The organism is Paraburkholderia sp. SEWSISQ10-3 4, from assembly GCF_030464785.1.
Classification (GTDB): Bacteria; Pseudomonadota; Gammaproteobacteria; order Burkholderiales; family Burkholderiaceae; genus Paraburkholderia; species Paraburkholderia aspalathi.
In genome coordinates, this window is the sequence record NZ_JALPRI010000004.1 from 139,152 (window position 1) to 165,063 (window position 25,912).

21 protein-coding genes are annotated in these 25,912 nt (G+C 58.8%); 8 read left to right on the forward strand and 13 right to left on the reverse strand.

Annotated elements, in window-relative coordinates; translation table 11 throughout:
- The first annotated feature begins 79 nt into the window (after positions 1-79).
- The 3 genes from M0D68_RS11890 (at position 80) to M0D68_RS11900 (ending at position 3,950) form a co-directional block, all read left to right on the forward strand.
- Positions 80-1,030, forward strand: coding sequence for a LysR family transcriptional regulator (locus M0D68_RS11890; protein WP_200620000.1), 951 nt, complete (start codon positions 80-82; stop codon positions 1,028-1,030).
- Positions 973-2,136 carry a VOC family protein gene (locus M0D68_RS11895; protein WP_266224303.1) on the forward strand — a complete coding sequence of 388 codons (1,164 nt, stop codon included), beginning with the start codon at positions 973-975 and terminating at the stop codon, positions 2,134-2,136. Before M0D68_RS11890 ends, M0D68_RS11895 begins: the two co-directional genes overlap by 58 nt.
- A 377-nt stretch (positions 2,137-2,513) precedes the next feature.
- Complete coding sequence (locus M0D68_RS11900) at positions 2,514-3,950, forward strand: ISNCY family transposase (protein WP_266224304.1); 1,437 nt, start codon at positions 2,514-2,516, stop codon at positions 3,948-3,950.
- A 477-nt stretch (positions 3,951-4,427) separates the two neighbouring features.
- Here the strand turns inward: M0D68_RS11900 and M0D68_RS11905 are convergent, their stop codons facing one another.
- A complete protein-coding gene (locus M0D68_RS11905; RefSeq protein ID WP_256454967.1) occupies positions 4,428-4,676 on the reverse strand; it encodes a hypothetical protein in 249 nt (82 codons plus the stop codon).
- Positions 4,677-4,779: 103 nt separating this feature from the next.
- Between M0D68_RS11905 and M0D68_RS11910 the strand changes: the two genes are divergently transcribed.
- Positions 4,780-6,195 carry an ISNCY family transposase gene (locus M0D68_RS11910; protein ID WP_256454966.1) on the forward strand — a complete coding sequence of 472 codons (1,416 nt, stop codon included), beginning with the start codon at positions 4,780-4,782 and terminating at the stop codon, positions 6,193-6,195.
- A 117-nt stretch (positions 6,196-6,312) separates the two neighbouring features.
- On the opposite strand, the gene M0D68_RS11915 is transcribed toward M0D68_RS11910, so the two are convergent.
- The 7 genes from M0D68_RS11915 to M0D68_RS11945 form a co-directional block, all read right to left on the reverse strand.
- Positions 6,313-7,005 (reverse strand): GntR family transcriptional regulator, encoded by a 693-nt coding sequence (locus tag M0D68_RS11915; RefSeq protein WP_256454965.1) that lies wholly within the window; start codon positions 7,003-7,005, stop codon positions 6,313-6,315.
- A gap of 105 nt (positions 7,006-7,110) precedes the next feature.
- Positions 7,111-8,208, reverse strand: a complete 1,098-nt coding sequence (locus M0D68_RS11920; RefSeq protein ID WP_266224305.1) for an aminotransferase class V-fold PLP-dependent enzyme — start codon at positions 8,206-8,208, stop codon at positions 7,111-7,113.
- A gap of 71 nt (positions 8,209-8,279) precedes the next feature.
- Positions 8,280-9,392 (reverse strand): porin, encoded by a 1,113-nt coding sequence (locus M0D68_RS11925; RefSeq protein ID WP_256454963.1) that lies wholly within the window; start codon positions 9,390-9,392, stop codon positions 8,280-8,282.
- 94 nt (positions 9,393-9,486) lie between these two features.
- Positions 9,487-10,806: an MFS transporter gene (locus M0D68_RS11930; RefSeq protein ID WP_256454962.1), complete on the reverse strand. Its 1,320-nt coding sequence runs from the start codon at positions 10,804-10,806 to the stop codon at positions 9,487-9,489.
- A gap of 42 nt (positions 10,807-10,848) precedes the next feature.
- Positions 10,849-12,036, reverse strand: a complete 1,188-nt coding sequence (gene argE, locus M0D68_RS11935; protein WP_256454961.1) for an acetylornithine deacetylase — start codon at positions 12,034-12,036, stop codon at positions 10,849-10,851.
- 106 nt (positions 12,037-12,142) lie between these two features.
- A complete protein-coding gene (locus tag M0D68_RS11940; protein WP_256454960.1) occupies positions 12,143-13,336 on the reverse strand; it encodes a pyridoxal phosphate-dependent aminotransferase in 1,194 nt (397 codons plus the stop codon).
- Positions 13,337-13,699: 363 nt separating this feature from the next.
- Positions 13,700-14,614, reverse strand: coding sequence for a LysR family transcriptional regulator (locus M0D68_RS11945; protein ID WP_256454959.1), 915 nt, complete (start codon positions 14,612-14,614; stop codon positions 13,700-13,702).
- A 109-nt stretch (positions 14,615-14,723) separates the two neighbouring features.
- On the opposite strand from M0D68_RS11945, the gene M0D68_RS11950 reads away from it, so the two are divergent.
- The gene (locus tag M0D68_RS11950) at positions 14,724-15,743 is read left to right on the forward strand and encodes an aldo/keto reductase (RefSeq protein ID WP_211701559.1); all 1,020 of its coding nucleotides are present in this window, start codon (positions 14,724-14,726) and stop codon (positions 15,741-15,743) included.
- Positions 15,744-15,804: 61 nt separating this feature from the next.
- Entirely contained in the window at positions 15,805-16,248 is a 444-nt protein-coding gene (locus M0D68_RS11955; RefSeq protein WP_211701560.1) for a hypothetical protein, read from the forward strand.
- 197 nt (positions 16,249-16,445) lie between these two features.
- Here the strand turns inward: M0D68_RS11955 and M0D68_RS11960 are convergent, their stop codons facing one another.
- A complete protein-coding gene (locus tag M0D68_RS11960; RefSeq protein ID WP_200620005.1) occupies positions 16,446-17,147 on the reverse strand; it encodes a TetR/AcrR family transcriptional regulator in 702 nt (233 codons plus the stop codon).
- Positions 17,148-17,921: 774 nt separating this feature from the next.
- Here M0D68_RS11960 and M0D68_RS11965 point away from each other — a divergent pair.
- The gene (locus M0D68_RS11965; RefSeq protein WP_266224307.1) at positions 17,922-19,028 is read left to right on the forward strand and encodes a LacI family DNA-binding transcriptional regulator; all 1,107 of its coding nucleotides are present in this window, start codon (positions 17,922-17,924) and stop codon (positions 19,026-19,028) included.
- Positions 19,029-19,182: 154 nt separating this feature from the next.
- Positions 19,183-20,490, forward strand: coding sequence for a histidinol dehydrogenase (hisD, locus tag M0D68_RS11970; RefSeq protein ID WP_266224308.1), 1,308 nt, complete (start codon positions 19,183-19,185; stop codon positions 20,488-20,490).
- Positions 20,491-20,577: 87 nt separating this feature from the next.
- Here hisD and M0D68_RS11975 read toward each other — a convergent pair whose 3' ends face one another.
- The 4 genes from M0D68_RS11975 to M0D68_RS11990 form a co-directional block, all read right to left on the reverse strand.
- The gene (locus M0D68_RS11975) at positions 20,578-22,371 is read right to left on the reverse strand and encodes a CocE/NonD family hydrolase (RefSeq protein ID WP_266224310.1); all 1,794 of its coding nucleotides are present in this window, start codon (positions 22,369-22,371) and stop codon (positions 20,578-20,580) included.
- A 68-nt stretch (positions 22,372-22,439) separates the two neighbouring features.
- A complete protein-coding gene (locus M0D68_RS11980; RefSeq protein ID WP_266224312.1) occupies positions 22,440-23,876 on the reverse strand; it encodes an MFS transporter in 1,437 nt (478 codons plus the stop codon).
- Between the two features lie 87 nt (positions 23,877-23,963).
- A complete protein-coding gene (locus M0D68_RS11985) occupies positions 23,964-24,782 on the reverse strand; it encodes an SDR family NAD(P)-dependent oxidoreductase (protein WP_234486788.1) in 819 nt (272 codons plus the stop codon).
- A gap of 4 nt (positions 24,783-24,786) precedes the next feature.
- A complete protein-coding gene (locus tag M0D68_RS11990) occupies positions 24,787-25,755 on the reverse strand; it encodes a cyclase family protein (RefSeq protein WP_200620008.1) in 969 nt (322 codons plus the stop codon).
- Positions 25,756-25,912: the final 157 nt, after the last annotated feature.

The window sequence follows — 25,912 nt, forward strand, 5'->3', positions numbered from 1 at the left end:
GTATTTCGCTGCAAAAACGTGCGATCAATGACGTCTTTCGGTCGATAATGTTGACTTGAATGTCAACAGTCGAGAAAGCATGTCAACCGACACCGATATCCCTCAAACAGGTGCCCTCAATCCGCGCAGCCTGCGCTATCTGCATGAAATCGCCGTGCATGGTGGCGTGCGGGCGGCAGCGGACGCGCTCGGCATCAATGCGTCGGTGATCAGCCGGCAGGTGACGCAGTTGGAGCGCGCGCACGGCGTGGCGCTGCTCGAGCGGCAGGGCCGGCGCGTGACGCTCACGGAAATCGGCCTGAGTCTCGTCGATCATTTTCGTGAAAGCCGGCGCCGCGACGCCGAGATGCTGGTGCAACTGGAGGACTATCGGGGGCTGCGGCGCGGACGGATCGGTATCGGCTGCGGCGAGGGGTTTGTCGGTAATCTGATGGCGATCGTGCTCGAGCGGTTTAGCGCGCAGTTTCCGGATATCGTCGTCGATCTGCATACCGGCGCGACGTCCGAAATCATCGCGATGGTTCGCAACGACGAGGTCGATCTTGGCCTATGCGCGGGCGGGGCGAGGGACCCGGCGATACGCTCGCGCACATTTCGCGCCGCGCCGTTCTGCGCGTTCGTGAGCCCGCGGCATCCGTTGGCGGGACTGCAGCGTATCCGCTTCGAGCAGCTTGCCGATGCCCGCCTGATTTTCATGCCGCCGCGTTTCGGCGTTCAACAGTATGTCGACTCGATCATTCGTGCGGAGCGGCTCAGCCTGACGCCGGCTTACCGGTGCGATATGTTCGCCGCGGCGCAGGCGATTGCGGCGGCCGGTCTTGGCGTCGCGTTCATGTCGACCGATGCCGCGCGGCAATATCTCGATGCGGGCAAGCTCGTTGCGCTGGAGATCGATCATCCGATTGCACGCGACTTCAGCAGCCAGGTGATACGCCGGGTTGGCCGGCGTTTGTCGCCGGCGGCGGAGTTTTTGTGGAAGCAGTTGGTGGGGGCGATGCAGAGGGGGTGGGCGGCGGCTGGGAAAGATTAATGCTATGCACACACGTGTCATGGCTTCTCCACCCGAATTTTGCTTCAAGATATCCATCTGACTCGTTTGTCAGTGGATTCGTGTTTATCGGTGCGGTTGCGTTGCTCAGTGCGGAGTCTTACATTTTCGTACTGAGTAACGCCAAACTTAGCGATGGGTCGCGCAGGCCATCCAGATGCTTTCCCAATCCTTGCGTCGCTTCACTTGTAAAAACCTTCGAAGGCGATCAGATGCAACCTTCCGACTACGCACATGAAGACATAGGCAATCTGGTGCTGCTCGAGCATATCAACCTCACGATACCGGACCAGAGTCTCGCGACTGCGTTCTATGTCAGCGGACTTGGACTCACGCGAGATCCTTATCTGATGACCGGCCTGAACAATATGTGGATCAACATCGGTCGTTCACAGATTCACTTGCCGCACGGCGACGCGCAGCGACTGCGCGGACACGTGGCACTGATCGTGGGCAAGCGCGAATCGCTGGTCGCACGGCTGCGCGCAGTTCGGCCCGTACTCGATCGAACCGCGTTCGGATGGACGGAGCGGGCAGACCGTGTAGAGATCACCTGTCCGTGGGGAAACCGCTACGACTGCCTTGATCCGAATCCCGATCAGTCGAACGCTCCGTGGTCGCGCATCGATCTCGGCATTGCTTATGTGCAACTTGATGTGCCGCTCGGTTGCGCCGGGTCGATTGCCGCTTTTTACCGCGAGGTATTCAATGCGTCCGTCGAGGTCCGCGACCACAACGGTTCGCAGCAGACGGCAATTGCGGTCGGGACGCATCAGCAGCTTATCTATTCAGAAACACCCGCTGCCAACCTGGAATACGATGGACATCATATCCAGATCTATGTCGCAAACTTCTCCGAGCCCTACGCACGACTCGCTGCGCGCGGGCTGGTTTATGACGAGGAGCCTCATCAATATCGCTTCGCCGACGTCATCGATCCCGTGAGCGGCGCGCATTGCTTCAAGCTCGAGCATGAGGTACGTAGTCTGCGTCATCCGCTCTATGCGCGACCTCTGGTGAATCGAAATCCGGATCAAAGTAACAGGAACTACCGCATGGGTGGCGACGCGCGCAGAGGCGTGTTCTAGTCGGCGCGCGCAGCTTCGTCGGTGCGACTAGCAAAACGTCGCGCGGCCAACGCATTAATGACAAGCGACGCATCGAGACGATCAACGTGGATGAACGAGCGTGACGTCGACCCCAAGTGGTTTAATTGGTTCTGATCCAAATAGGCTCAGCGAATCAGGTGCAGCGTTCGACCGAACAATCTGGTGATCGGTGATGAGCAAACGGAAAGGCGTGGACGAGAGTGTTCTCAGCCGTTAATAATTTTACATAATATAAATTATCAACAATCTGGTTGTAAGAGCAAAGTTGTAATGTCGTATCTGGGCAAAGTTCAAATGTCGTAGCTGGAGCTTTTTCGGCTCATGCTGGATGCCGGTTCTGACTGCCGGAGTCCATCGTGGCCCAACCCGGAACGATCACCATGAGCATGCGCGAACTGGATCGACTGAAGGTTATCCAGGCGGTCATTGAAGAGCGGCTGATGCCCTGGCGGGCTGCCGAGCGGCTCGGACTCAGCCGGCGCCAGGTTGAGCGGCTGGCTAACCGGTATCGATGCGAAGGTGCTGCAGGACTTGTTTCACGCCGACGTGGCCGCCCGGGCAATCATCAGTTGCCCGTCAATCTGTGCCCTCAGGCCCTGGCGCTGATCCGCGAGCGCTACGCCGATTTCGGACCGACGCTGGCCCGCGAGAAGCTGCACGAATGCCATGGGATCACGCTGTCGAAGGAAACCGTGCGGCATCTGATGACGGATGCCGGGCTGTGGATTCCGCGCCGGCAGCGCCCGCCGAAGGTCTACCAGCCGCGGGCCCGGCGCGCGTGTCTGGGCGAGCTGGTGCAGATCGACGGCAGCGGGCATCCGTGGTTCGAGGCGCGGGCGCCGCAATGCACGCTGCTGGTGTATGTCGACGATGCAACGAGCCGGCTGATGGCGCTGCATTTCACGGCGACCGAGTCGACCTTCAGCTACTTCGAGGCAACGCGGGCGTACCTCGAGCGCTATGGCAAGCCGGTGGCGTTCTACAGCGACAAGGCGAGCGTGTTCCGGCCGACGCACACGCAGACCGGCGAGCGCGGCGTCACGCACTTTGGCCGGGCGATGTACGAGCTGAACATCGACACGTGGTGCGCGAACAGCAGCTCCGCCAAGGGCCGCGTCGAGCGGGCGCACCTGACGCTGCAGGACCGGCTCGTGAAGGAACTGCGGCTGCGCGGCATCAGTACCATTGACGCGGCGAATGCGTATGCGCCCGCCTTCATTGCATCGTATAACGCGCACTTTGCGAAACCCCCGAAGAGCACGTTCGACGCGCACCGGCCATTACGTAACGATGAGGATCTCGATACGCTGCTGACCTGGCGCGAACTGCGGCGTGTGACGAAGTCGCTGACGGTGCAGTACGACCGGGTGATGTATCTGCTGGAGGACACGCCGGCGAACCGCAAGCTGATTCACCGGTATATCGACGTGTGGGAGTATCCGGACGGGCGCATCGAGGTGAGGGCGAACGGCACGGCCCTTCCCTGCGTGCCTTACGACCGGCTCGCCGCGATCGATCAGGGCGCGGTGATCGAACACAAGCGGCTCGGTCATGCACTGCAGGTCGCACAGGCGCTGCAGGCACAGCGCGACAACCGGCGCGCATCGGGTTCGCCGTCGCGCACGAACCGTGGCGAGGCGGTCCAGCCTGACCAGCGCAAAAGTGGCACGAAGAAGCAGCGCGAGTTCACCCAGGCCGATGTTGATGGTGTGATCGTGCAGTTGGCGCAGCAGAACGTACAGACACACAAACCACCGCGCAAACCTGGCCGTCGGTCTGCAGGATCTGTCTGATCGGACTGACACGCCCTGCCCGCTCACACGCTGTCCTTCAACGCTGTGTGAGATTCAAACCGTTAAAGTCAGAGACAAAACCAACGTCAAAACCAACCCCGGATACGACATTTCTACTTTGCTGCCGCCACGACACTTCAGAATGGCCTCGACACTGGTTGTAGAGGCTAAGTTGTAATGTCCGCTATGACCACGAAGCAAAAGAAGTCACCCGGCGCTCGGCCAAGGCTCCTAAAGCTCGCGACTGAGCGGAAAGGCGTCGATTTAAGGTGAGGGGATTTGCTTGATTTCACCTGGCGTCGCCTTCTGGCCCTGGGAGTGCCAGCGTCGAGTCGACGCCGCTTGGGGTGTTCGGACCGGAACCTCTGCTACGGCGAAAATGAGCCTGATTAAAGCAGCCCGAAGGGCAACTCCCCACGAATGTTTCGTCGGTGCGTTGCGGCAACTAGGGGCGCTCGACAACGTCTGCGTTCCGCGCTAACCCGTCCACCGGCGCGCCGTATCCATGGTTTCTACAGGTTTACCAATGGCTGCCCGTGTAGCATCTATTTGGGCGGGTTGTTGCCATTTAAACGCGGTTTTTCGTTTGATTTTTTGTTGCTTCCAATAAAAGAAGATTTGCAAATTGATAAAGGTCACAGCAGAAACGACCGCGACACCCGGAAACGGAAGTGTTGCCAAAAAGACGTTAGGCGTCGCCTGAGGGCCGGGGCGGCACTCGTTCAATTAAGAGAGCTCTTACGTTTGGGTGTTTTTAGCCAAGTTCAAATGTCCGCTTCGAGGCGGCATAAGCTTACCCGGCGTCGATCCTCCGGCGCCGGAGGCTGCGATGGCTGCGACGGACAGGATCGCCATGACGATGTGTGAGCTGGACAGGTTCAAGGTCATTCAGGCCGTGGCGGACGATCTGCTCAAACCGTGGCGCGCTGCACAGCGGCTCGGCCTGACGACGCGACAGATACGACGGCTGGTCGCGCGCCTGCGTGAAGATGGCCCGGCGGGTCTGGTGTCCGGCCGATGCGCGAAGCCGAGCAACAACCGGCTCGATGCCGGCACCGCGGCTCGCGTGCTGGCGATCATTCGCGAGCGCTATGCCGATTTTGGCCCGACGCTGGCGTGCGAGAAGCTGCGTGTATGCCATGGGCTGCGGCTGGCCAAGGAAACCGTCAGGCGACTCATGACCGATGCCGGCCTGTGGATTCCGAGGCGTCAGCGGCCGCCGAAGATCCATCAGTTGCGCAGTCGTCGGGCCTGCGTGGGCGAGCTGGTGCAGATCGACGGCAGCGATCACCGGTGGTTCGAGGAACGGGCGCCGGCGTGCACGCTGCTGGTGTACGTCGACGACGCGACCAGCCGGCTGATGGCGCTGCACTTCACGGCCACCGAGTCGACCTTCAGTTACTTCGAGGCGACACGCGGGTATCTCAGGCAGCATGGCAAACCGGTGGCGTTCTACAGCGACAAGGCCACCGTGTTCCGCTCGGCGCAGACGTCGACGACGGCTGGCAAGGGATTTACGCAGTTTGGGCGGGCCCTGTACGAGCTCAATATCGAGTCATGGTGTGCGAACAGCAACCAGGCCAAGGGGCGGGTTGAACGGGCGAATCTGACCTTGCAGGACCGGCTCGTGAAGGAACTGCGGCTGCGTGGGATCGATACACATGAAGCCGCGAACGACTATGCGCCCCACTTCGTGGCCGACTACAACACGCGCTTTGGCAAGCCACCGAAGAGCGCTTTTAATGCACACCGGTCACTGCGCGACGACGAGGATCTCGACCTGATCCTGACGCACCGGGCAACACGCTGCGTGTCGAACACGCTGACCGTCCAGTATGACCGGGTGATCTATCTGCTCGAAGACACGGCCGCGAACCGTGGCCGGATCCATCGCTACATCGACGTCTATGAATATCCGGACGGGCGCATCGAGATCCGTGCGGACGGCAGCGCTCTGCCCTGCTCCCGCTATGACCGGCTCTCGGAGATTGATCAGGGGGCGGTCATCGAGAACAAGCGTCTGGGGCACGCGCTCAGGGTTGCCCAGCAGGTGCAGGCCGAGCGCGATAACCGGCGCGCAGCAGGCTCGCCATCGCGCACCAATCGGGGTGACGAAGTTCGCCCCAGGGTCCGTCCCACCGGGACGCGCAAGCAACGCGAACTTACCGTGGGCGACCTGAACGAGATCGTGCTGGGAACCGCCGGCGAACGGGCAGGCTCGGTGCTTAAAACCCCTTCCAGATAGAGATATTTAACCACTCAGAAGCGGACATCTGAACTTGGCCGGAACCCGGACATCTGAAACAGGCCTCGACATAAGTTGTCAGAGCTTTTTAGTAATGTCCTCTTCTAGCGCGACCGCCTATTTTTCGCTGTGAAGCATCGCGAAGTACTCCTGCTCCGCGACCTTCATGAAATCGATCATCAAACTTTTGACACGCCTTGAATCGCGCGCACTGAAGGCCTCGAGCAGATGGCCAATACCTTCGACGACAATTTTCTGCGTTGCCGGTCTATTCAATGTGCTCAGCCGCACATGCTGTACGTGATCAGCAAAACGCTCGATTGTCGATTTGAGACGCTCGTTTTTAACGGCAGCAAGCCATGTATCGCGAAACGCCGCGTTCGCGGCAAGCATCATTTCGACGTCATTCATCTCATATGCGCGGCAGGCCATCTGGTAAGAGTTCTTCATCGCCGCCAATTGCGCATCCGTCAACGTTGCTACTGTCCCAGAAGCTGCTGCCGGATCGAGTAAGCGCCGCACTTCGAAGATTTCGTGAATATCGGTTTCCGTAATGGTCGGCACAACAAAACCCCTTGTGGTGCCGACCAGATAGCCCTCATTGACCAGGCGCAGGAGCGCCTGGCGCACGGGCATCCGAGTACAGTCGAACTCCTCTGCGATCTCGTAGTCAAGCAGGCGGTCGTCCGCGCCGACCTCACCGCGCTGCAAGCGACCGAGCACCTCCTGGTAGACCGATTCCATCAGTGTGCCCTGCTTGAGCGCCGTGCGGCGCGGAAGCTTGACTACCTTACGTTCGGATTGGGGCACATCAACCTCTTGGAGTTTGCATATTCTGAATTCAGAATATTGCGTTGCTCCCTATTAGTCAAGACGATGCCCCCTATTCCACTGCCCAGCGAATCGCGGAGGGGGCTATTCGGGCAATAGATCGGCGAGCTGAGCGGCAATCGATGCGTGCGTCAGGTCTCCAGGCGAAAAACGCATCACGCGGCCCCGCGTATCTACGCTTACGTTGGCTTCAAAAAGCCGCGATTCCAACGCTTTCGCGTCAACATGCTGCGGCAATTGCGCCATCACACTGCCCCCTCGCTCTTCTGCATTCTGTGGCGATGCAAGCCTGTAACCTTTGTGCTCAAGCACGTCGGCAATTGCCTGACACAGTTGCAGGTTATATGCGCGCAGACCCTGCGAGGCGTCAGAGAGGCGCCACGAAAGACCCGGTGCAGAGGCGATAAATGGCAGGAATGACGGTGTACCGGTGTCGAAGCGTCGAGCGTCCGGCGCGAACGAAAATCGATCGAGATCCCAGTTGAACGGATCGGGTTGGCTGAACCAGCCCCGCGTGGCGGGCGCGAGACCGTTGTCGAGCAGAGTGGGATTAAGGAATGCGAGTCCGGCGCCTGGTGCTCCGCATAGCCACTTGAGGGTCGTGCTCGCAACGAAATCGACAGGTGTGTCTTCAATGTCGAAGTCGAGAAGACCCGCACCCTGCGTGATGTCCACCGCGATCAGGCTACCTTGTGCGCGGCCGTGCGCCGTGAGGCGTTTCAAGTTCGCGCGTTTCGACGCCGTCGACGTGACCCACGTAATGACAGCCAACGCCACACCATCATCCCAGCGCTCGACGAACGCATCGTCGGTGACATACGTTCCGTTGTCTGCTAGCGGCACGGTGTCGAGTGTAAATCCGAACACGGGTGCCAACCCTGTAAGCAAGAAATGCAAGCTAGGGAAGCAGTCGGCTGCGATTAGCACGCGCCTCCCCTCGAGGCGTGCGCGGCCCAATGCGCCGACGAGCTTTCCGAACGCCTCAGTCACACTGTCCGCACAGAACACTGCGCGAGAAGGCGCGCCAATCAGCATCGCCCAATCATCAAGCACGTGTTGCCGCGCCTGGAGACAGTATTCCCATCGGACCTGGTCTGGCCGGTACCACTGGGACACGAACGTATCAAGCGCCGCGCGCACCGCGTTCTGCTGGTCTGGAAACATGCCGACGGAATGGTACATCAGCCATCCGTCGTATCTGGAATCTTTTTTGTCATGCATGACAAGTAATCCTAAGTTTAATAGATAAACGCTTAAAAACGATGGCGCATGCCGATCCGAAGCAATAACTGATTGCGACCAGATGAACCAGTCATGCTGATGATATCGGCGTGCGCCGTATCTCCCACGGCATGCTGAAAAATGGATTCCACGTATACGTCTGTGCGTGCTGACAGAAGATAATCGGCGGTGAGGCTCCCCTGGTGATACTTGTTGCCGTTCAGCGTTGTCAATGTGTAGCCGAATCCGAAATTCCAAACCACGTTGTAGAGCCAGGCAAAGCCGCCCTCATAGTTACGGAACGTCCCGTTCGCCGTCGCGGCGGCCCCACGGAAAATCGACTGCGTGTAAAGCGCGTACGTTGTCACGCCTGGCAGAATCTTGTATGTACCACCCACGCCAAAAGTGCGGGCGAAGTCGCCGCCCAGCAGCACGGGCTTCGACGAGCCAACAAGGGGAGAAATATCGAGAGTCTGGCCACTGATGTCCGTGTAAGCCGCACCGACATTCAACGGTCCGTTGACATAGTTCGCACTGAAGCTGTAAGTTCGCCCGGTGCCGTTGAACTGGCCAGCAAGGTTGGAAAATCCGATCATTGCACCCATAGTGAAGCCGCCGTAGCTAGGTGTCAGATACTTCACTGCGTTATTTACGCGCTGGCCGCTCAGGCGATCGTTATCGAGCGGGTTATTACTGTACCCGCCAGCTGACCAGGTCGGCGTGTTGTAGCTACCGAGTGAGTCGTACATGAAGTCGTACTGACGGCCAAGCTTTACCGTGCCCAACCGCGTATCGGAAAGCCCGACCCAGGTCATGCGGCCGAAGCCTAATCCGCCCTGCCCGAGTGCACCGGTGCCCAAATTAAAACCACTCTCGATCGCGAAAATCGCTTTCGTTCCGCCGCCAAGGTCTTCTGATCCCCGAAAGCCTAACCGGTTGCCCTGCATCACACCCGTGTCAAGCAGAGTGGCAGTCTTACCACCGGCATTGCTGTTCCATGTCACGCCAGCATCGACGATGCCATATAGCGTGACGCTGCTTTGTCCGTAGGCTGCGGTAGACAGTCCCGCAAGCGCGGACAGGCCGATCGCCATCCGCGACGCGAGCCGATTGTATTTCGTCTCGCTGCTTCCTGTATGTGTCATGGTCTTCCCCTTTAATGTTTCCAACGCGTATCGTGGAGTTGTTGCGCAAGTTCCCGCTCACCGTGCCCGCCAAGCGGCTGGATAATGCCTTCGTTTACGACTTCTTCTGCAACTGACGCCACGATGGCAGTACGAGGACCAGCAGACTCCCGACGACCGCACAGGCCGCAATGGCAAGCATTGAAGTCGCGGTATTGCCAGTGAGATCCTGCGCGAGCCCCATGAGATACGGGCCGAAAAATCCACCCAATGCGGCGAGCGCGTTCATCAGTGCAAGACCAGCCGCTGCTGCGCGTCCCGTTATAAAGTTCGACGCCAGCGCCCACACCAGCGGCGTGGCGCCTATGAAGGCGCCCGTCGAGATAGCGACGCCTGCAATGGCGAGTCCGGGCGTCGAGGCAAACACAACACTCGTCAGTAGCCCGGCCGCACCTACGACGCATGCGCCGGCAATGTGCCAGCGCCGGTCGTCAAAGAAATCAGAACTGCGGCCAAGCGCCAGCGTCGTAACGGCCGCAGTCAGGTATGGAATCGCGGAGATCAAGCCGATCGTGCCGTACTGATGAAACCCGGCGGCCTTGATGATGGTCGGCGTCCAGAACACCACCGCGTATATGCCAAGGTTCAATGCAACCAGCACGAACCCCATCAACCAGACCTCCCTTTCGCGCAGTGCGTCGGCGATACGCGCGCGCTGATGCTTCGGAGAGCGGTCAGCGTCCACAAGAAGCTGCAGTTGCTCGCGCCCGGCCTGATCGAGCCATTTGGCATCGCGTGGCGCGTTGTCCAGCAGGCGCCACACCATAGTGCCGATTAGCACCGCCGGCACGCCTTGCAACAGAAACAGCCACTGCCAGTTGTGCAGTGAGCCCACTTTGTCGAAGACTCCCATCATCCAGCCGGACAGCGGACCGACCACGATTCCCCCTACCGCGGCCGCCGTGACCAACAACGAGATGATGCGTCCCTGGCGCCGCTGCGGATACCATTGGGTCAGGTAATAGACGACGCCGGGCAGAAATCCTGCCTCGGCCGCGCCTAGCAGAAAGCGCATCACATAAAACATCATCGGCGTCTTGATGAATAGCATTGCTATTGAAATCAGACCCCAGGTCACCATGATCCGGGCGATCCATAGTCGCGCGCCGACGCGATAAAGAATCAGATTGCTAGGAACTTCGAACAGGACGAAGCCGATGAAGAAAATTCCCGAACCCAGCCCGTAGACTGCCGCGCTGAAGTGCAAATCGTCGAGCATCTGCAGCTTCGCGAACCCGATGTTGACGCGATCGATATAGGCTATGACGTAGCTGATAAACAGCAACGGCATCAGGCGCCATGTGACCTTACGAAACAGGCGATCTTCCTGTGCCGACGCCAGTGGTGGTGAATGACTGAGACTAACCGTCTTCATAGCAAAACTCCTCTTCATGAACTGGGGCAATCAAGTAGACGATTATCTGGACAGGCGCTCGACGAGGCGCGCCACGAAGAGTTCACAGGCTGCCAACTGCTCTAGCGTCACGTATTCATCCGGCTTGTGCGCCTGTTCAATAGATCCGGGGCCGCACACCACGCTTGGCACGCCCGCTGCCTGAAAGAACGAAGCTTCGGTTCCGTAGGCGACTTTTTCGGCGCGCGTATGACCGAGCAGCGCGGCCGCAAGGCGAAAGATCGCGTCGCGCTCCTGCGCGTCGAGTGCGGGTATCGCGCCGAGGCACTCGAACTCGATTGACGCCTGCGAATTCTTCCGGCGCATTTTCGGCAATACGACTTCGCGCGCATATTCCTCGAGCGAGGCGATGAAGAGATCCGGCGAAGTACCAGGCAGGAACCGATAGTCAAAATCGAATTCGCAGTCGGCCGGAATGATGTTGCGAGCCGTGCCGCCGACAATCGTATTGGTCGAGATCGTCGAAAATGGAACGTCGAAGCCGTCGTCGTGGCAGCCACAGGTCTCCTCGCGCTCAGCGAGATCCTGAATGTGCGCGATGAGCCGGGACGCGTACTCGATCGCGTTGACGCCTCGTGGAGTCAGCGAAGAATGCGCCGCACAGCCGCGAACATGGCAGCGATAGATGCGCCCTCCTTTATGTGCACCTATCAGCCTCATGCCTGTAGGTTCACCAACGATGCAACCCGATGGTCGAAAGCCTGCTTGCGCGATGTCTGCGAGCAACGCCGGCACGCCGAGACAGCCGACCTCTTCGTCGTACGACAGCGCCACATGCAATGGTTCGCGCAGATCGGCGCGGCCGAATGCTTCAGCCTGACTCAATACCACCGCAATGAAACCTTTCATGTCACAAGCACCACGACCATAGACGCGGCCATCACGTATCTGCGCGACGAATGGATCGCTGCGCCAATCCTGGCCGTCGACAGGCACTACATCGGAATGACCGGAGAGTACGATTCCACCGTCACCTGCACCGAAGGTGGCAAACAGATTCGCCTTCGTGCGGTCGCTGTTGTAGGTGTAGTGCAACCGTGCACCGGCGGTTTCGAGTTCCTGGGCGGCCCACTCGATCAACGCGAGATTCGAATTGCGGCTCGTGGTATCGAACGAAATCAGCTTCGAGAGACAATCAAGCGTCGCCTTCGACGCAAGCGAGCCCGGCGAGGCCGGCGTTGAGCGTGACATCTGAAATTTTCCTGATAATCGGGTTTCGGCATAGGTGTGCCGTCTGAGTCGGGTCCGGCTCACGCGGGTCCGCAGGACGCGAAGCATTCGAACAAGAATGCGCTCTTTAGCCGCTTTTCATTGGACGGTCGATGCCCGCGATCAGCCGCTCGAGCCGATCCATTGCCTCACTGAGTTGTACCTCGCTGCGTGCATAACAAAGCCGGATCTGCTGCGCTGTCGCTGAGCCGAATGCGATACCCGGCGCCAGACCCACGCCGGCTTCGAAAACAGCACGCTTGCAGAATTCAAGTGTGTCCGTCACGCCATCGATCTCAAACAGCGAATAGAACGATGCGGTGTTTGGCACCACGTGTACGCCAGGGATGCGAGCAAGGCGATCAAGTACGAGTGCGCGTCCATTGCGGCAACGCTCGACAAACCCACGCACGAATGGCTCGCCGTCCGACAGTGCGACTGTTGCGGCTTCCTGGAGGAACGCCTGCCCACCGCTCGTACTGAACTGAATCAACTTCTCAAAAACGTCAGTGAAGCGCCGCGGAAAGATCATCCAGCCCATGCGCCAGCCGGTCATCGCCCAAGCCTTCGAAAAGCTGTTGATCAGGAACACCGGATCGTCGGGTTCAGCAACTTCGACAAACGATGGTGCGTAGTCACAGTCGTACGTGATTCGCTGGTACACCTCATCCGCGATGACTGCTATGCCGCACCGCCGCGCGAAGTTGACAAGCCATCGCTGCTCCTCGACCCCGATGACCCACCCCGTCGGATTGCCCGGCGACGCGAGATAGATCGCACGCGTGCGGCTGTCACAGGCAGTAATCAGTCGCTCAGGGTTGAGCGACCAGCCTTCCCTGCCCCGATCCAGCTGGACTTCGCGTACCTCGCCGCCTGCGATCGACACTGCACGCAGTATGTTGGGCCACGAAGGCGTGATGCAGACGACGTTGTCGCCCGCGCCGACGAGCGCCTGTACGACAAGCATCACGCCGTTCATGCCGGATGAGGTCACGGCGATCCGGGAGTCGTCGATTTCCAGACCGCACAACCGCAGGTAGTAGTCGCGAATCGCGTGCCGCAGCGGTGGGATACCGCGGTTCGGTCCGTAAAACGTCTTCCCTTGGGCCAGCGCGCGGCTCGCGGCGTCACAAATGAAGGTCGGCGTCGGCAGATCGCTCTCCCCCGCCCACAGTCCGATTACATCAGGACGATCGACACCGAGCCGCCAGATATCGACGATCGGCGAATCCTCGATCTCCCCGATAACGGGTCTCGCGAGTTGCGCGGCGGATGGATGCACGGTTAAACCCTCGGGCAAGAATGCTTGCGGAATTGGGTAAAAAACTAAATTCAAGATTCTGAATTCAGAATAAGTGCACGAAATCCGAGTGTCAAGGCAATGACAGATGGGGTTTTCACTGTGTGCGGGACACCGATGCACTGAGTGGTCGTCGACTCGTATGAGTTTTGACTGGTGCGCACAGGACGCAACAAAAGGATTCGGGGCGCCTTCGTGCTGATAGTCCCATCAGGCGAGCGGCAGCTTGAGCGTGGAGTTCCCAACTTTGGCGCAGCCTGCCATGGACGATTCCCGCGGGAACCGAATGTTTGAAACTGCTGACTATCTCAGCCGGAACATGCGCTACGCTCCGAGCGCTGCCGCTCAAACCGCGTCACGAATGCCCTCCCTTATCCAGGTTGTGAAAGCATCCATCGTGACCTGGGTCCGTGTCGGCAGATGGCGGTCTCTCGGATAAAGAATCGACACTTCGGGCGCTGGCGTCTCCCACGACGTCAGGAGCCGCTCCAGCTTGCCTTCGCGTAGTGCGGGTGCCGCAATGAAGGAGAGGCTCTGCACGATACCCATGCCGGCGATCGCCAGTTGCAGCCGGGCATCGGAATCCCCAATCGACGCGATACTGCGAGGAAATAGCTCCTCCCGTTTCCCTTTCCTGTCGAACTCCCACTCGAGCCGTGCGCCTGGTTGCGGTAACAGGAAGTCGATCAGATGGTGTTCCGCGAGGTCTTCCGGACACTTCGGCCTTCCCATTTTCCGCAGATACTCGGGAGACGCGACCGTGACGCGTCGTGGACGCCCCAATGGCCGCAGCACCAGATCCTGATCCTCAAGTCCGCCAATGCGTACCGCGAAATCGATCCCGTCGCGTACAAAATCGCTGCGCCGGTCATTCATCACCAGTTCGATGTGGATCTGCGGATGCTGTTCAAACCACTGAGGAAGGCGTGGTATGAGAATCGACCGGGCAATCGAGATGTTCGCGCTGACCCGGACCCGCCCCGCAAGCGCTTCTTGAGAGCAAGTCAGTGAAGCCTCGACTTCGTCCAGTTCGCCGAGCACCCGGCGACAGACCTCGTAATAGCGCGTACCGGCCTCGGTAGGGGCAACTGCACGCGTCGTGCGGGCCAATAGTCGCAAGCCAAGGATTTCCTCAAGGCGAGCCATCCGTTCCGTTGCATTCGAAGACGACATGTCCATTGATCGGGCTGCCTTACCGAAAGAGCCCGTTTCCACAATGCGAACAAAAAGGCGCATGGCCGCCAACTGATCAACACGCATCGCATTACTCGCTCAGACCGAAAAGAGTCTTCGTATCTTACGCTCTGGGCGACTTACCGTTGAATCCGTATTGTGTGACCTGTTCTCAACATAAACGGAATTTGCTGTCATGAACTACTGCACATTCGGCCGCTCCGGGCTGCGTATTTCCCGTCTCACACTTGGTGCCATGACGTTCGGCGCAGGTGACGGTATCTGGGCATCGATTGCCGGCTTGAATCGTGAGCAGGCAGCACGTCTTGTGGGTCTTGCCGTGGATCAGGGGGTGAATCTGATTGATACTGCCGATGCCTATTCGCAGGGTCAGTCCGAGGTAGTGGTCGGCCAGGTACTGGCCGATCTTGGCCTCGACGAAACGCGCATGCTCATCGCGACCAAGGTGCGTCTGCGCACAGGCCCCGGCCCCAATCAGGTGGGCCTTGGCCGCTCACATATCATCCGCACCGTCGAAACGAGCCTGAAGCGCATCGGCCGCGACCACATCGATCTGTTGCAACTGCACGATCGTGATGCACTCACACCGCTCGATGAAACATTGCGTGCGCTCGACGATCTGGTTGCACAGGGCAAGGTCCGGCACATCGGCGTATGCAACTTCAGCGCTTCTGAACTCGAACAGGCGCACTCAATCACGTCGCAGGCGCATTGGGCGCAGATAACCAGTAACCAGGTGCACTACTCGCTGGCCGCACGCGACATCGAGCACGAAATTGCGCCCGTCGCACGGCGGCACGATGCGGCATTGATGGTTTGGAGTCCACTTTCAGGCGGTTATCTGAGCGGCAAATACACCGCTCAGAACGGCCAATCTGAAAAGGGGCGACGCACCAATCTCAACTTTCCACCAATCGACCCGAAAAAGGTTGATCCCATCGTTGAAGAACTACGCGCCGTCGCAAATGCATTGAACACCACGCCAGCACAGGTCGCGCTCGCGTGGTTACTCGGGCGCGACGAAGTGGCAACCGTGATGATCGGGGCGAGTTCCGAAGAGCAGCTTGGCGCCAATCTGCAAGCAGCAGAACTCCTGCTCCCGCCAGAGTACCGTGACCGGCTCGATCACGTCTCCCAACCGGACGTACCGTATCCGCACTGGATGCAGCGCTTTCATGACAAGGACCGTATCTGATCCCACGGGAAGCCGGATTCGTGACCGGGATCTGCGCCCGGTCACGCTCGAGGAGAATCTCATGCAGATGACAAACAAGTTGCGCTGCTCAGCGCGGCTGCTCGGCATGCTCGCCGCGCTAGCCAGTCCTTTGTGCTGGAGCGATGTTTCGACCGCCCAGACGGTTGCCGCACCACAAGTCGGCTCAGCCACGGCGACACCCGATAACGCGGTGCTGCTCACGGTCTTCTTGCGACATGACCAATCCCGTCCACTGAGTGAGCTGAATGCACAGCTCGCGAAACAGGGTTTCTACAAGGCATTCCCCCCGCCTGGCGTCGAGGTGGTCAGTTGGACCGTCGTAATGGGAATCGGACAGATCGTCACGCTTCGTCTGCCGGCCTCTCGGGTCCGCGAGGTCAATCGCGTCCTTGAAGATAGCGCCTGGGGCGTATATCACACCGATTTCTATCCCACCTACGACTACAAGGCCGTCGGCCTGGCCGAACACGACAAGGCCAGGTGACGGGGCGCTGCGCGCATGCGCCGACTGGCGGACAGCGTCTGCGACAAAACCGCCATTTGCGTGTTCTGGACGACAAGGAGAGTTGTCGTGCGAATAGCAGACATCGCTGGCATCAAGAAATGGAACTGTCCTTGTTACACAACGTGGGATGCGCAACGACGCTACGGTGTAGCAACTATCTCGAAGCGGGAAAAATATCAGGAGCGGTGAGTCTTGGCCGTGAACCGACCGATCGCATGCGGAGCCGCGTTGATGAAGGCGTCAATTGTTACATCGAGAACCGTTTGGCTTAGCTCGTGGTCCGTTGACGTGCCAAAGGCGCAACGCCGAATTCCATGATAGAAAATCCCACCGTGAAAGGACCATACATAGTCAAGTTCGTCTTCTGTAATGGGAATGTCGACCGCAGACGCCATCCTGTACTCGGCGCGTAATTCCTCGCACAGCGGCATCAGAATGCGCTGCTCAAGGATACGAAAGTACCTGCGATTGATTTCCACACCCGAAAGACCCGCGAAGACATAAAGTCTCATCCAATCTCGATTGAAGACCACCTTCAGGTACGAGTTATAAAATCGGACAAGCCGTTCCCGAAGTGGAAGTGAACGGTCACGGATCAGCTTGGGCCATTGGCTGTCCCAGCGTTGGGTGAACACGGCGTTGAACACGGCGTCGATCAGATCGTCTTTCGATTCGAAGTAACGAAACATGAGCGGCTGCGTGACTCCAATCTGTTTCGCCAGGTCATGGGTCGAACCAGCAAAGCCATGCTCGGAAAAGAAATTGATGCTCTCCCGGATTATCTGCGCCCTCCTCTCGTCGGGCGATTGCCGGCGCCGCTTTTCTGGCACCGCAGCGGCAACAGCGCTGGTGCGGGTCGATTTCGCTCTGCCGTTCACGTTACTTTGCGTCCTCTCGAAAGTCGGTTGCCATGTTTTGGGCTGTCTCGTGACCTGGATCTTGGGCGATGGCCATCTGCTACGTTGTCAACAAAGTAACTGGCTGCCGACGCGCTGCGATAGGCCCGGATGCGTTTTTCAAAGCCACTGGCCGTAGCCCGGATTGTGCTGCCAGTTCATGGCGAACAAGCCACTGCACTGAAACCCAAGTAGCTCCCATGTGGTGGAGCGTCGACGCCGCGTCGGAAAGTATTATATCGACAATGCGTACAGTAGGACCGGTATTGGGCGATCCCCTGTTGTACCAGGCAGTCGACGCGGCTCAGCCAGACGACCAATCCGGCTTTCCATCCACTACGCAGTATCCGCGATGAACCCGTCGTCACTCGCCGATGACCGTTTCCAATCTCCGTCGTCGAAAAAATAGACTGCCTCCGCCTGGCCGCGCAGCCGGATCGCCTCATCAAGCCAGCGACGCGATCCTGCAGAAATCCTTCGCCACGCGCCACACATTGCGACCCAGTTAAAGTTCATCTCCGCCTCCTGCCCTGTTTGCTCCTCGGAGGGTGACTTTTCCTGACATACGCGATGCTCTGGAGAATCATCACGTTTCATTTTCTATGATAGTTATTGATTGATAATTTATACGTCATGGATGCATGAAGTCAAGACTCCCCGCTTAGGGGTTTCCCCATCAGGATATGATCTGGGTTTACTGCATCCCGAGCCACGGCATGCCGGCGATACACAGCAACGATTCAACGGAAAGCACAGATGAAGTCCGATCCGGTCAATATGGAAGTGGAGTCCGAACGGCGCCCAGCTACTGCCTATGAGGTCGCTGAACTCGCGGGCGTATCCCAGTCCGCGGTATCTCGTGTCTTTACTCCTGGTGCCAGCGTGTCGGCGACCATGCGCGCGAAAGTCCTGGATGCGGCACAGCAACTTGGCTATCGCCCCAACCTGGTTGCCCGCTCGCTAATTACCAGACGCTCGAGTCTCATTGGCGTTGCGGTACCTGGTACCGCCAACCCTTTCTACCAGGTAGCCCTTGACGCGCTTTCCACCTCTTTTGCCAGAATCGGCTACCGGGTATTGCTATTCACCTCCGATCCTATGGCCGGCTCCGACCCGATCCTTGACGAGGTGCTGCGCTACCGGGTAGATGCGCTCGTTCTCATATCGACAAGCCTTTCATCCCATTTCGCGGACGAGTGCCTGCAACTGGGTCTTCCGGTGGTCATGCTAAACCGCAAGACCGACAGCGATTCTGTTTCCAGTGTTACTGGCGATAACCGGCGAGGAGCAAAGGAGCTTGCCGCCTTCCTGCTCGCCGGCAAACATCGGCGTTTCGCGTACGTCGCCGGACTTGAACATTCATCAACCAGCCGGGACCGGGAGGCGGGATTCCTGGAAGGTCTCGCCGAACGCAAGGTCCGCCATGTTGAACGCGTGGTCGGAAACTATTCCACTGCTGACACAGAGTCGGCCGTACGCACGCTACTGTCGTCCGCGACACCTCCAGACGCCATTTTCTGCGCGAACGATTACATGGCACTTGTGGCTATCAATCTTGCCCGGGCGGAATTCGGACTCCAGGTCGGTACCGACCTCTCCATCGTCGGGTTTGACGACATTGAGATGGCGCGATGGCCCATCTTCGGGCTGACCACCTACTCGCAACCCGTCGAGCTAATGGTCCAGCGAGTCATCCAGGTTGTGGAGCGTCAGCTTTCCACCGCGGCGGCGCCCGCCGTGCAGCACATCGTCGACGGAGAATTGATCGTGCGTGGATCCGCGCGCATACCACAGACCGGCGTCGTGCGGTCCGCAGACCATTGGATCTGGCGCTCGCGGAAGCGCTCCGATGCATCACGGTGAGCGCCATCCAGGCTCGCATCAAATCACAAATTATCGATCGATAACTTGAACTTCCACTAAGAGAGCGCTATTCTTGGAGTGCGTTTGCATTCGCATGCAAACGCTATTGCATTCGAATGCAAATTTCTGACCTAAACATGACGGAGAACTCCAAATGGCCCAATGGCTCAAGCGCGGCGCAGAAGCCGAAGTGATCAAGTCCGCGGCGAAAGAAGTGCGCGATACCGTAGAAGCAACACTTGTGGACATCGAGACGCGTGGGGATGAGGCAGTGCGCGAACTGTCGATCCGGTTCGACAAGCTGGATCGCGAGGACTACCGGTTGTCGCAGCGTGAAATCGACGATTGCCTTTCCCAGTTGACCAACCGCGACATCGCGGACATCGAATTCGCGCAGAGGCAGGTGGAAAATTTCGCACGACACCAACGGGAATCAATCCTCGACATCGAAGTAGAAACGCTTCCCGGCGTAATCCTCGGGCACAAGAACATTCCAATCAACGCCGCAGGATGTTATGTGCCGGCCGGTAAATACCCGCTACTGGCTTCCGCGCACATGTCGGTCATCACCGCTCGTGTCGCCGGTGTGCCACGCATCATTACCTGCGCACCGCCCTTCCACGGCAAGCCAGCCCCCGCCATCGTCGCTGCACAGCATATGGCCGGTGCGAACGAGATCTATTGCCTCGGGGGCATCCAGGCGATCGGCGCCATGGCAATCGGCACAGAGAAGATTGCACCGGTAGACATTCTGGTCGGCCCGGGTAACGCCTTCGTCGCAGAAGCCAAGCGGCAGCTTTTCGGTCGCGTTGGCATCGACCTCTTCGCAGGTCCGACAGAGACACTCGTGATCGCGGACGAATCGGTCGACGCTGAGATGTGCGCGACCGATCTGCTCGGACAGGCAGAACACGGTCCGGACTCACCCGCCGTATTACTGACAACCTCCGAAAAGCTCGCGCGTGAGACGCTGACGGAAATCGAGCGGCTGCTTAAAATCCTCCCGACCGCCGACATTGCCCGCAAATCGTGGGATAAATACGGCGAAGTCATTGTTGCGGACAGCGACGAGGAGATGGTCAAGATCGCCAACGACATCGCCTCCGAACATGTTCAGGTGCTGACCCGCGACGTTGACTATTTCCTGAAAAATATGACCAACTACGGTGCGCTCTTTCTCGGCCCGCGCACGAACGTTGCGTTCGGCGACAAGGCCATCGGCACGAACCATACGCTACCCACGAAGAAGGCGGCGCGCTATACCGGTGGGCTTTGGGTGGGCAAATTCCTGAAGACCTGCACGTATCAGAAGGTAATCACCGACGAAGCGTCTGCGTTGATCGGTGAATACTGTTCCCGCCTGTGCGCGCTAGAAGGGTTCGCCGGTCATGGCGAACAGGCTAATCTGCGGGTGCGCCGTTACGGACACAAGGAGGTGCCGTACGGCGGAGCCGCGGTCTGAAAAACTTTCAGACCGCCTGGTTGTGCTACGCGTAAGGAGCCACTCGCAGGTGGCTCCTTACATCGCGTACCGAACAAGCCAGAGCGACTATTTCACCTTTGGCACTATCGGCAAGAGCACGTAGTTCTCACGTCCACCACCCAGGTGCAGTGTCGTTGTGCCACCGAACACGTCGGCAGGCCGGTCACGAGGATCATCGTGGAGAAACGGGCCACAACCGGTAAACTCATTCTTCATGTTCGACAACTTGCCACCGCTCCCGCCTGGGTAGACGTAATCCTTGCCGCGCACGCTCAGGGCGATACGCGCTCCCGGCGGCACAACGATTGACGTCGGCCACAGCTCAATATCGAGTTCGTAGATCTGGCCAGGCGTGAGTGGTTGAATCTCATCGTGAGTGTGATACGGCCGGAAAGGCAGCGATTTATCCGGGTCGAGCTTCCGGTGGGACGCGCGCAGCCACCCCTGTGCGATCGGCGTGTGAGGGTCCAAGGCCCCGACAAATACCACCTCATTGAAGTCGGCAGAAAATACACGCAAGACCAGAAACAGATCGGCGTCCTTTGTCGTAGACGACACATGAAGTCGCGCTGCGATAGGCCCGGTCACCTCCACCTCCTCCTCAACCGGTGGCGTAACAAATGTGAGGCCGTCACCCAGCGCGTCGAATGGCAGTCTCGCAACCTGTTGCTGCTGCAAGGTATCCAGCACGTGACCCTCAGCGTGAAGGTGGTAACGAGTCCACTGCGTGTGCGGGATCGGCCAGTTCTCCTCAAAGCGCTCGACGAATGTCTCCCCCGGATGGCGAACCTGTAAGCGTACCTTCGGTTCCTGATCCCAGCCGTTGCTCTCGCCCTTCAGGAAGTAATCGAAAAACCGCCTCTGGATGGCGATGCCGTAATCGGTGTAGTAGTGCGTCCAGTGCTCGATACCGTGAACCTCGAGCCACTTCTGCTTCGAGGCCGCGAGCATGTAACCTTCGAAATTGCCGCGTGGATGGAGCCCCTGACCGCCCCAGTTAGCAGCCGACAGCACAGGCACTTCGATATCGTTCCAGTCGGGCGTGCGGCATGTGTGAAATTCATCGATCAACGGATGCTTGATGATCTCGTCCCACATGTCGATCCTGTTGCTACCGAGTTCTTCCTCGGTCAGCGTCGCGGGGCCCGACACCCATTCGCCATTCAAGCGGCTACGATACCCGCGCTTGCCGAGACCGTGTTGCACGGTCTTCACCTGCATGTCGTACCAGTTCTGAGCGAACGTGCAGTAGATCCCACCGTGGAAAAACATCTCCCGGTAGTAATCCTGGAAGCCTTCCCAGACACAGATCGCAGCGAGGTGCTTCGGCTTTTCCGCAGCAACCTGCCACTGATTGTTTGCATAGTACGAGATACCGCTTAACCCGACCTTTCCATTACACCAGGGTTGGACACCCGCCCAGTCGATGCAACGCGCGAAGTCCTTGATCTCCTGAGCCGACCATGTCTCAAGGTAGCCCGGCGAGCGGCCCGCACCGCGGCTGTCGACGCGGACGCAGATGTAATCGTGCGGCACCCATTTCTCCGGGTCCGCTACCTCCCAGCTCTGATAGGCATTGGAGGAGCCAGCTGCCACGTCGGGATGCTCGTCCACCATCCGGTCCCACGCCGTCTTGTAGCCGTCTTCGAAATGCAACAGCTTTCCATAGGGTCCATGCGACATCAGGACCGGAAAACGGCCCTCTTTGGCCGGCCGGAATATGTCCGCCCTCAGGACAGTGCCATCGTTCATTCTGATCGGCACATCCCATTCGATAATCATACCCAGCCGGGTCTCGGTCCTCAGCGCCCGTGATTCGCCAGCCGGCGCATGATCGGGCTCAAGTCTCGTTGAAGTCATTTCGTTTCTTCCTCTTTCAGGTGAATCCTGGGGTCTAGGGCGCGACAGCCCCTCTATCTCGACCGTGTTCAATGGGCGATGCCGTTGACCGCGTGTCCAGGTGTATCTGATAGCGTTTCAATGCCGGTTTCGCCTCGTTCAGAGGCGTCAGCGGGAGCCAGCACGGCAAACAGAATGCCGATCAGAAGACCACAACCGGCGAGAAACAGAAACGCGGGAAGAACCGCATCTGTTGTTGCGCGCGGTGTGATGACGTTGCCCGTTCCCGCAATAACGGCGAGGCACAACGGGCCGAGAATCTTGCCAATGCCGTTGGCGGCCTGGCCTACTCCGATGGCGCGAGCTGCAAGCCGTGTGGGGAATATTTCCGCCGAATAAGGGCCGATCACGCACCAGCCACCGTCGAAAAATAGAGCACCAACCGCAACCATGGCCACAAAGAACGGAAATCCCGCGACGGTATGCTGGGCGCCCAGCCCGGCGACACCAAGCGAGAGCGCGATGCCAAAGCCGAAAAGAGCGCAAACCCTCCTACGCATCATCCACCTGGGTAGCAAGGAAAGAAGCAGCCGGCCAGCAATTCCCGCGAGCGCTACGACGATGAAGTATCTGGCGGCTTCTGCAGGCGATATCTTTAGCAGCAACGCGACGATCGTTGGCCCCCAGAGATAGACTCCGTAGCCAGCCGTACTCAGTGCGGCCCACGTCACGATCACCAGTAGTGTGCGACCGGGAAACAAAAGTAGCTCGCTGATCCGCCCATTGGGCGCAGGCGCATTTGTAACGCTCGTCGCTGTAGTCATCGTGGGTAGGTCATCAGCATCCACGCCGAGCAGGAGCGCGAATACGTTGCGTGCCTCGCTAAACCGCCCTTTGCTGATCAGCCACTGTCCTGATTCGGGGACGAACAGCGTAGCGAACAACGTCACGAGCAGCGGTGCAAAACCCAGGGCTGCGACGCCTCGCCAACCGAATGCGTGCAGAAGGGTCGCGGCGGAAATCGACGCAATCAGCGATCCGACAGAAGCGGCGATGAACGGAAAACCTGTCAACCGCGTGCGATAGCTCGCAGGTGTGTGCTCGACGAGAAGAACTGTCTGTGTCGTCGCTGCGCCTGCAAGCCCGCAGCCGACGAGAAAGCGCAACGCGGCGAACCCCAACCACGCCCCTTCCGGTAGGAATGCAACCGCGCCTGCACCGAATCCGCAGATCGTTGTACTGATCAACAACACGCGCTTTCGGCCAAACGCATCCGCCAGAGAGCCACTGAATAGCGAACCCACGATCGCACCGGCCCCAGCGCTAAGGAGAATCAGCGACGATTCTCCATACGTCAGGTGCCATCCTGGACCGAGAACAGCGAGCAGGAAGCCGACGAGGTAAAAGTCAAAGAAGTCGAGTGTAAAGCCGAGGCAAAACACGGAGAATGCGCCGAAGTAGCGCTTTGTGGGTCGCGAACTCGCGTATTGATTCAGCAAGTCCCGCCGCTGCGTGAAGGGTTGCATGAGCTGTCTCCATCTGTAATTTAGTCTGTGTAGCGATATCGTCGCTGCTAGCGGTTACGGCATGCAGCGCGCCATCTGCTGCTTCCATCACTGCGCAGTCCAGCCTCCGTCTATCCTCAGACTTGTTCCTGTCACCATCGCAGCTGCGGGTGACGCCAGGTAACAAACGGCCGCCGCGACATCCTCCGCCGGTAACAGCCGCCCCATTGGCAATCGCTCCATGACCCAGCTATGAAACCTGGCGTCCTCGAAGAAGGACTTCGTCATCGGAGTCTCGACGAATGTTGGAGCTACCGTATTCACGCAGATGCGGTATGCGGCGAGCTCCAGCGCCATCGCCTTGGTAAGCCCCTCGATCGCATGCTTTGTCATGCAGTACACCGACCGACGGATGGCACCCACATGCCCCATCTGCGACGACATGTTGATAATCGAGCCTCTGCCCGTACTGCTCGCAATCATCTTGCGAGCACACGACTGCGCTACCGTAAACATTGATCGCACGTTGAGCGTCAGCATGATGTCGAGCTGCTCCAAAGTAACGTCAACGAATTCGGTCGGGAAATTCGTTCCCGCGTTGTTCACGAGGACATCCAGCCGATCCATGCGGTCGACCATCGCAGAAAACGCGTCGACATCTGTGACATCGCATACGAGTGCAGACGCCTGACCGCCGGCGTCGTGGATTTTCGTGACCACCTCGTCAAGTTCGCTCGCACTGCGACTTAGTGCGTAGACTTTGGCGCCACGTTGTGCGAGCGCGCCTGCGATTTCTGCACCGAGCCCTCTCCCGGCTCCCGTCACGAGAGCCACCAGACCGTCAAGGTCTGAAGACGATTTCTGCGACCGCATCATTGTTCCCGTGGAGTTATCTTCGGCATCCCGCTCTTCCGATGTACCGTTCAAGGAACTACTTGATGGCGAGCGGATTGAGAGGCGAGCCAACTGCTTTCGTAATCGGCAATGGCGGCGCGGTGAACATGAACTCGTACACGCCATCTTTCGCACAGTCCTCCGCGAGTTCCTTCACGTAGAAAATCTCCCCCATGCTGATCCCAATCATCGGGATCACGACCCAATGCCACGGCTGCGTGCAGTCGTCGGTTTCATTCGGGCGCACTTCACATCCCCATGTGTCAGTGCAAATTGCCGCGATCTGTTTGTCATGCACCCAGTTCGCCGTCTCAAAGGCGAGACCTGGAGCCGAACCACCTGCGTATCCGCCCCAGTCCCCCTCGTGAAGACAACGCTCCATATGACCCGTCCGCACGATCACAAAGTCGCCTCGACGCACGGTCACACCCTGAGCTCGCTGTGTCGCCTCGAGATCCTCGATCGAGATTGCATCGCCGTCCCGCAGCGAATGGACACCCAGATAGCGCGCAACGTCGAGCAACACACCGCGGCCTACCATCTTCGCCTTCGTCTTCTCAATGCCGTTCTTCTGCGCGCCATCGCTATCCACAAGTCGTGCGTCGTAGCCGTTCCACATCTTGTCGTCGAAGAAGATATGACTAAGGGCGTCCCACTGTGTGCCGCACTGCAGTGGCAGCGAAACGGCGTCATCCGCATATCTAAGACCGCCCGCGTCCTGGTTTCCGGCAACCGCGTCGGTCCCGGTGGCGAGCATCGTGTGGATCGGGTTAAAGCGATTTCCCCAGTGCCCTTTCTGCGGACCGTCGCGATCGAAGTTCAAACCGAGGGAGAACACCTTGCCTTTGCGGACAAGCTTCGCTGCGGCCTGGATATCCTCTTCCGCGACGTAGTTGAGGGTTCCGATTTCGTCGTCGGGGCCCCACTTACCCCAGTTCTTGCACCGCTCGGCGGTGCTACGCACGTGGTCCAGCGTGAATTTGTTTGCGTCGTAACGATGTACCATTTCCGTCTCCTTGTTTATTATTTGATAAATTATAAGTCGCCAAGGCAAATGTCAAGAGACTCATCTGTCGTCAGCCAATTTTTTTGCAGAACCTGGGGTACTTCCTGATCTACCGTACAGCGATGAATACAGCATCCCCTGGCGTCGCTGCGGCCGC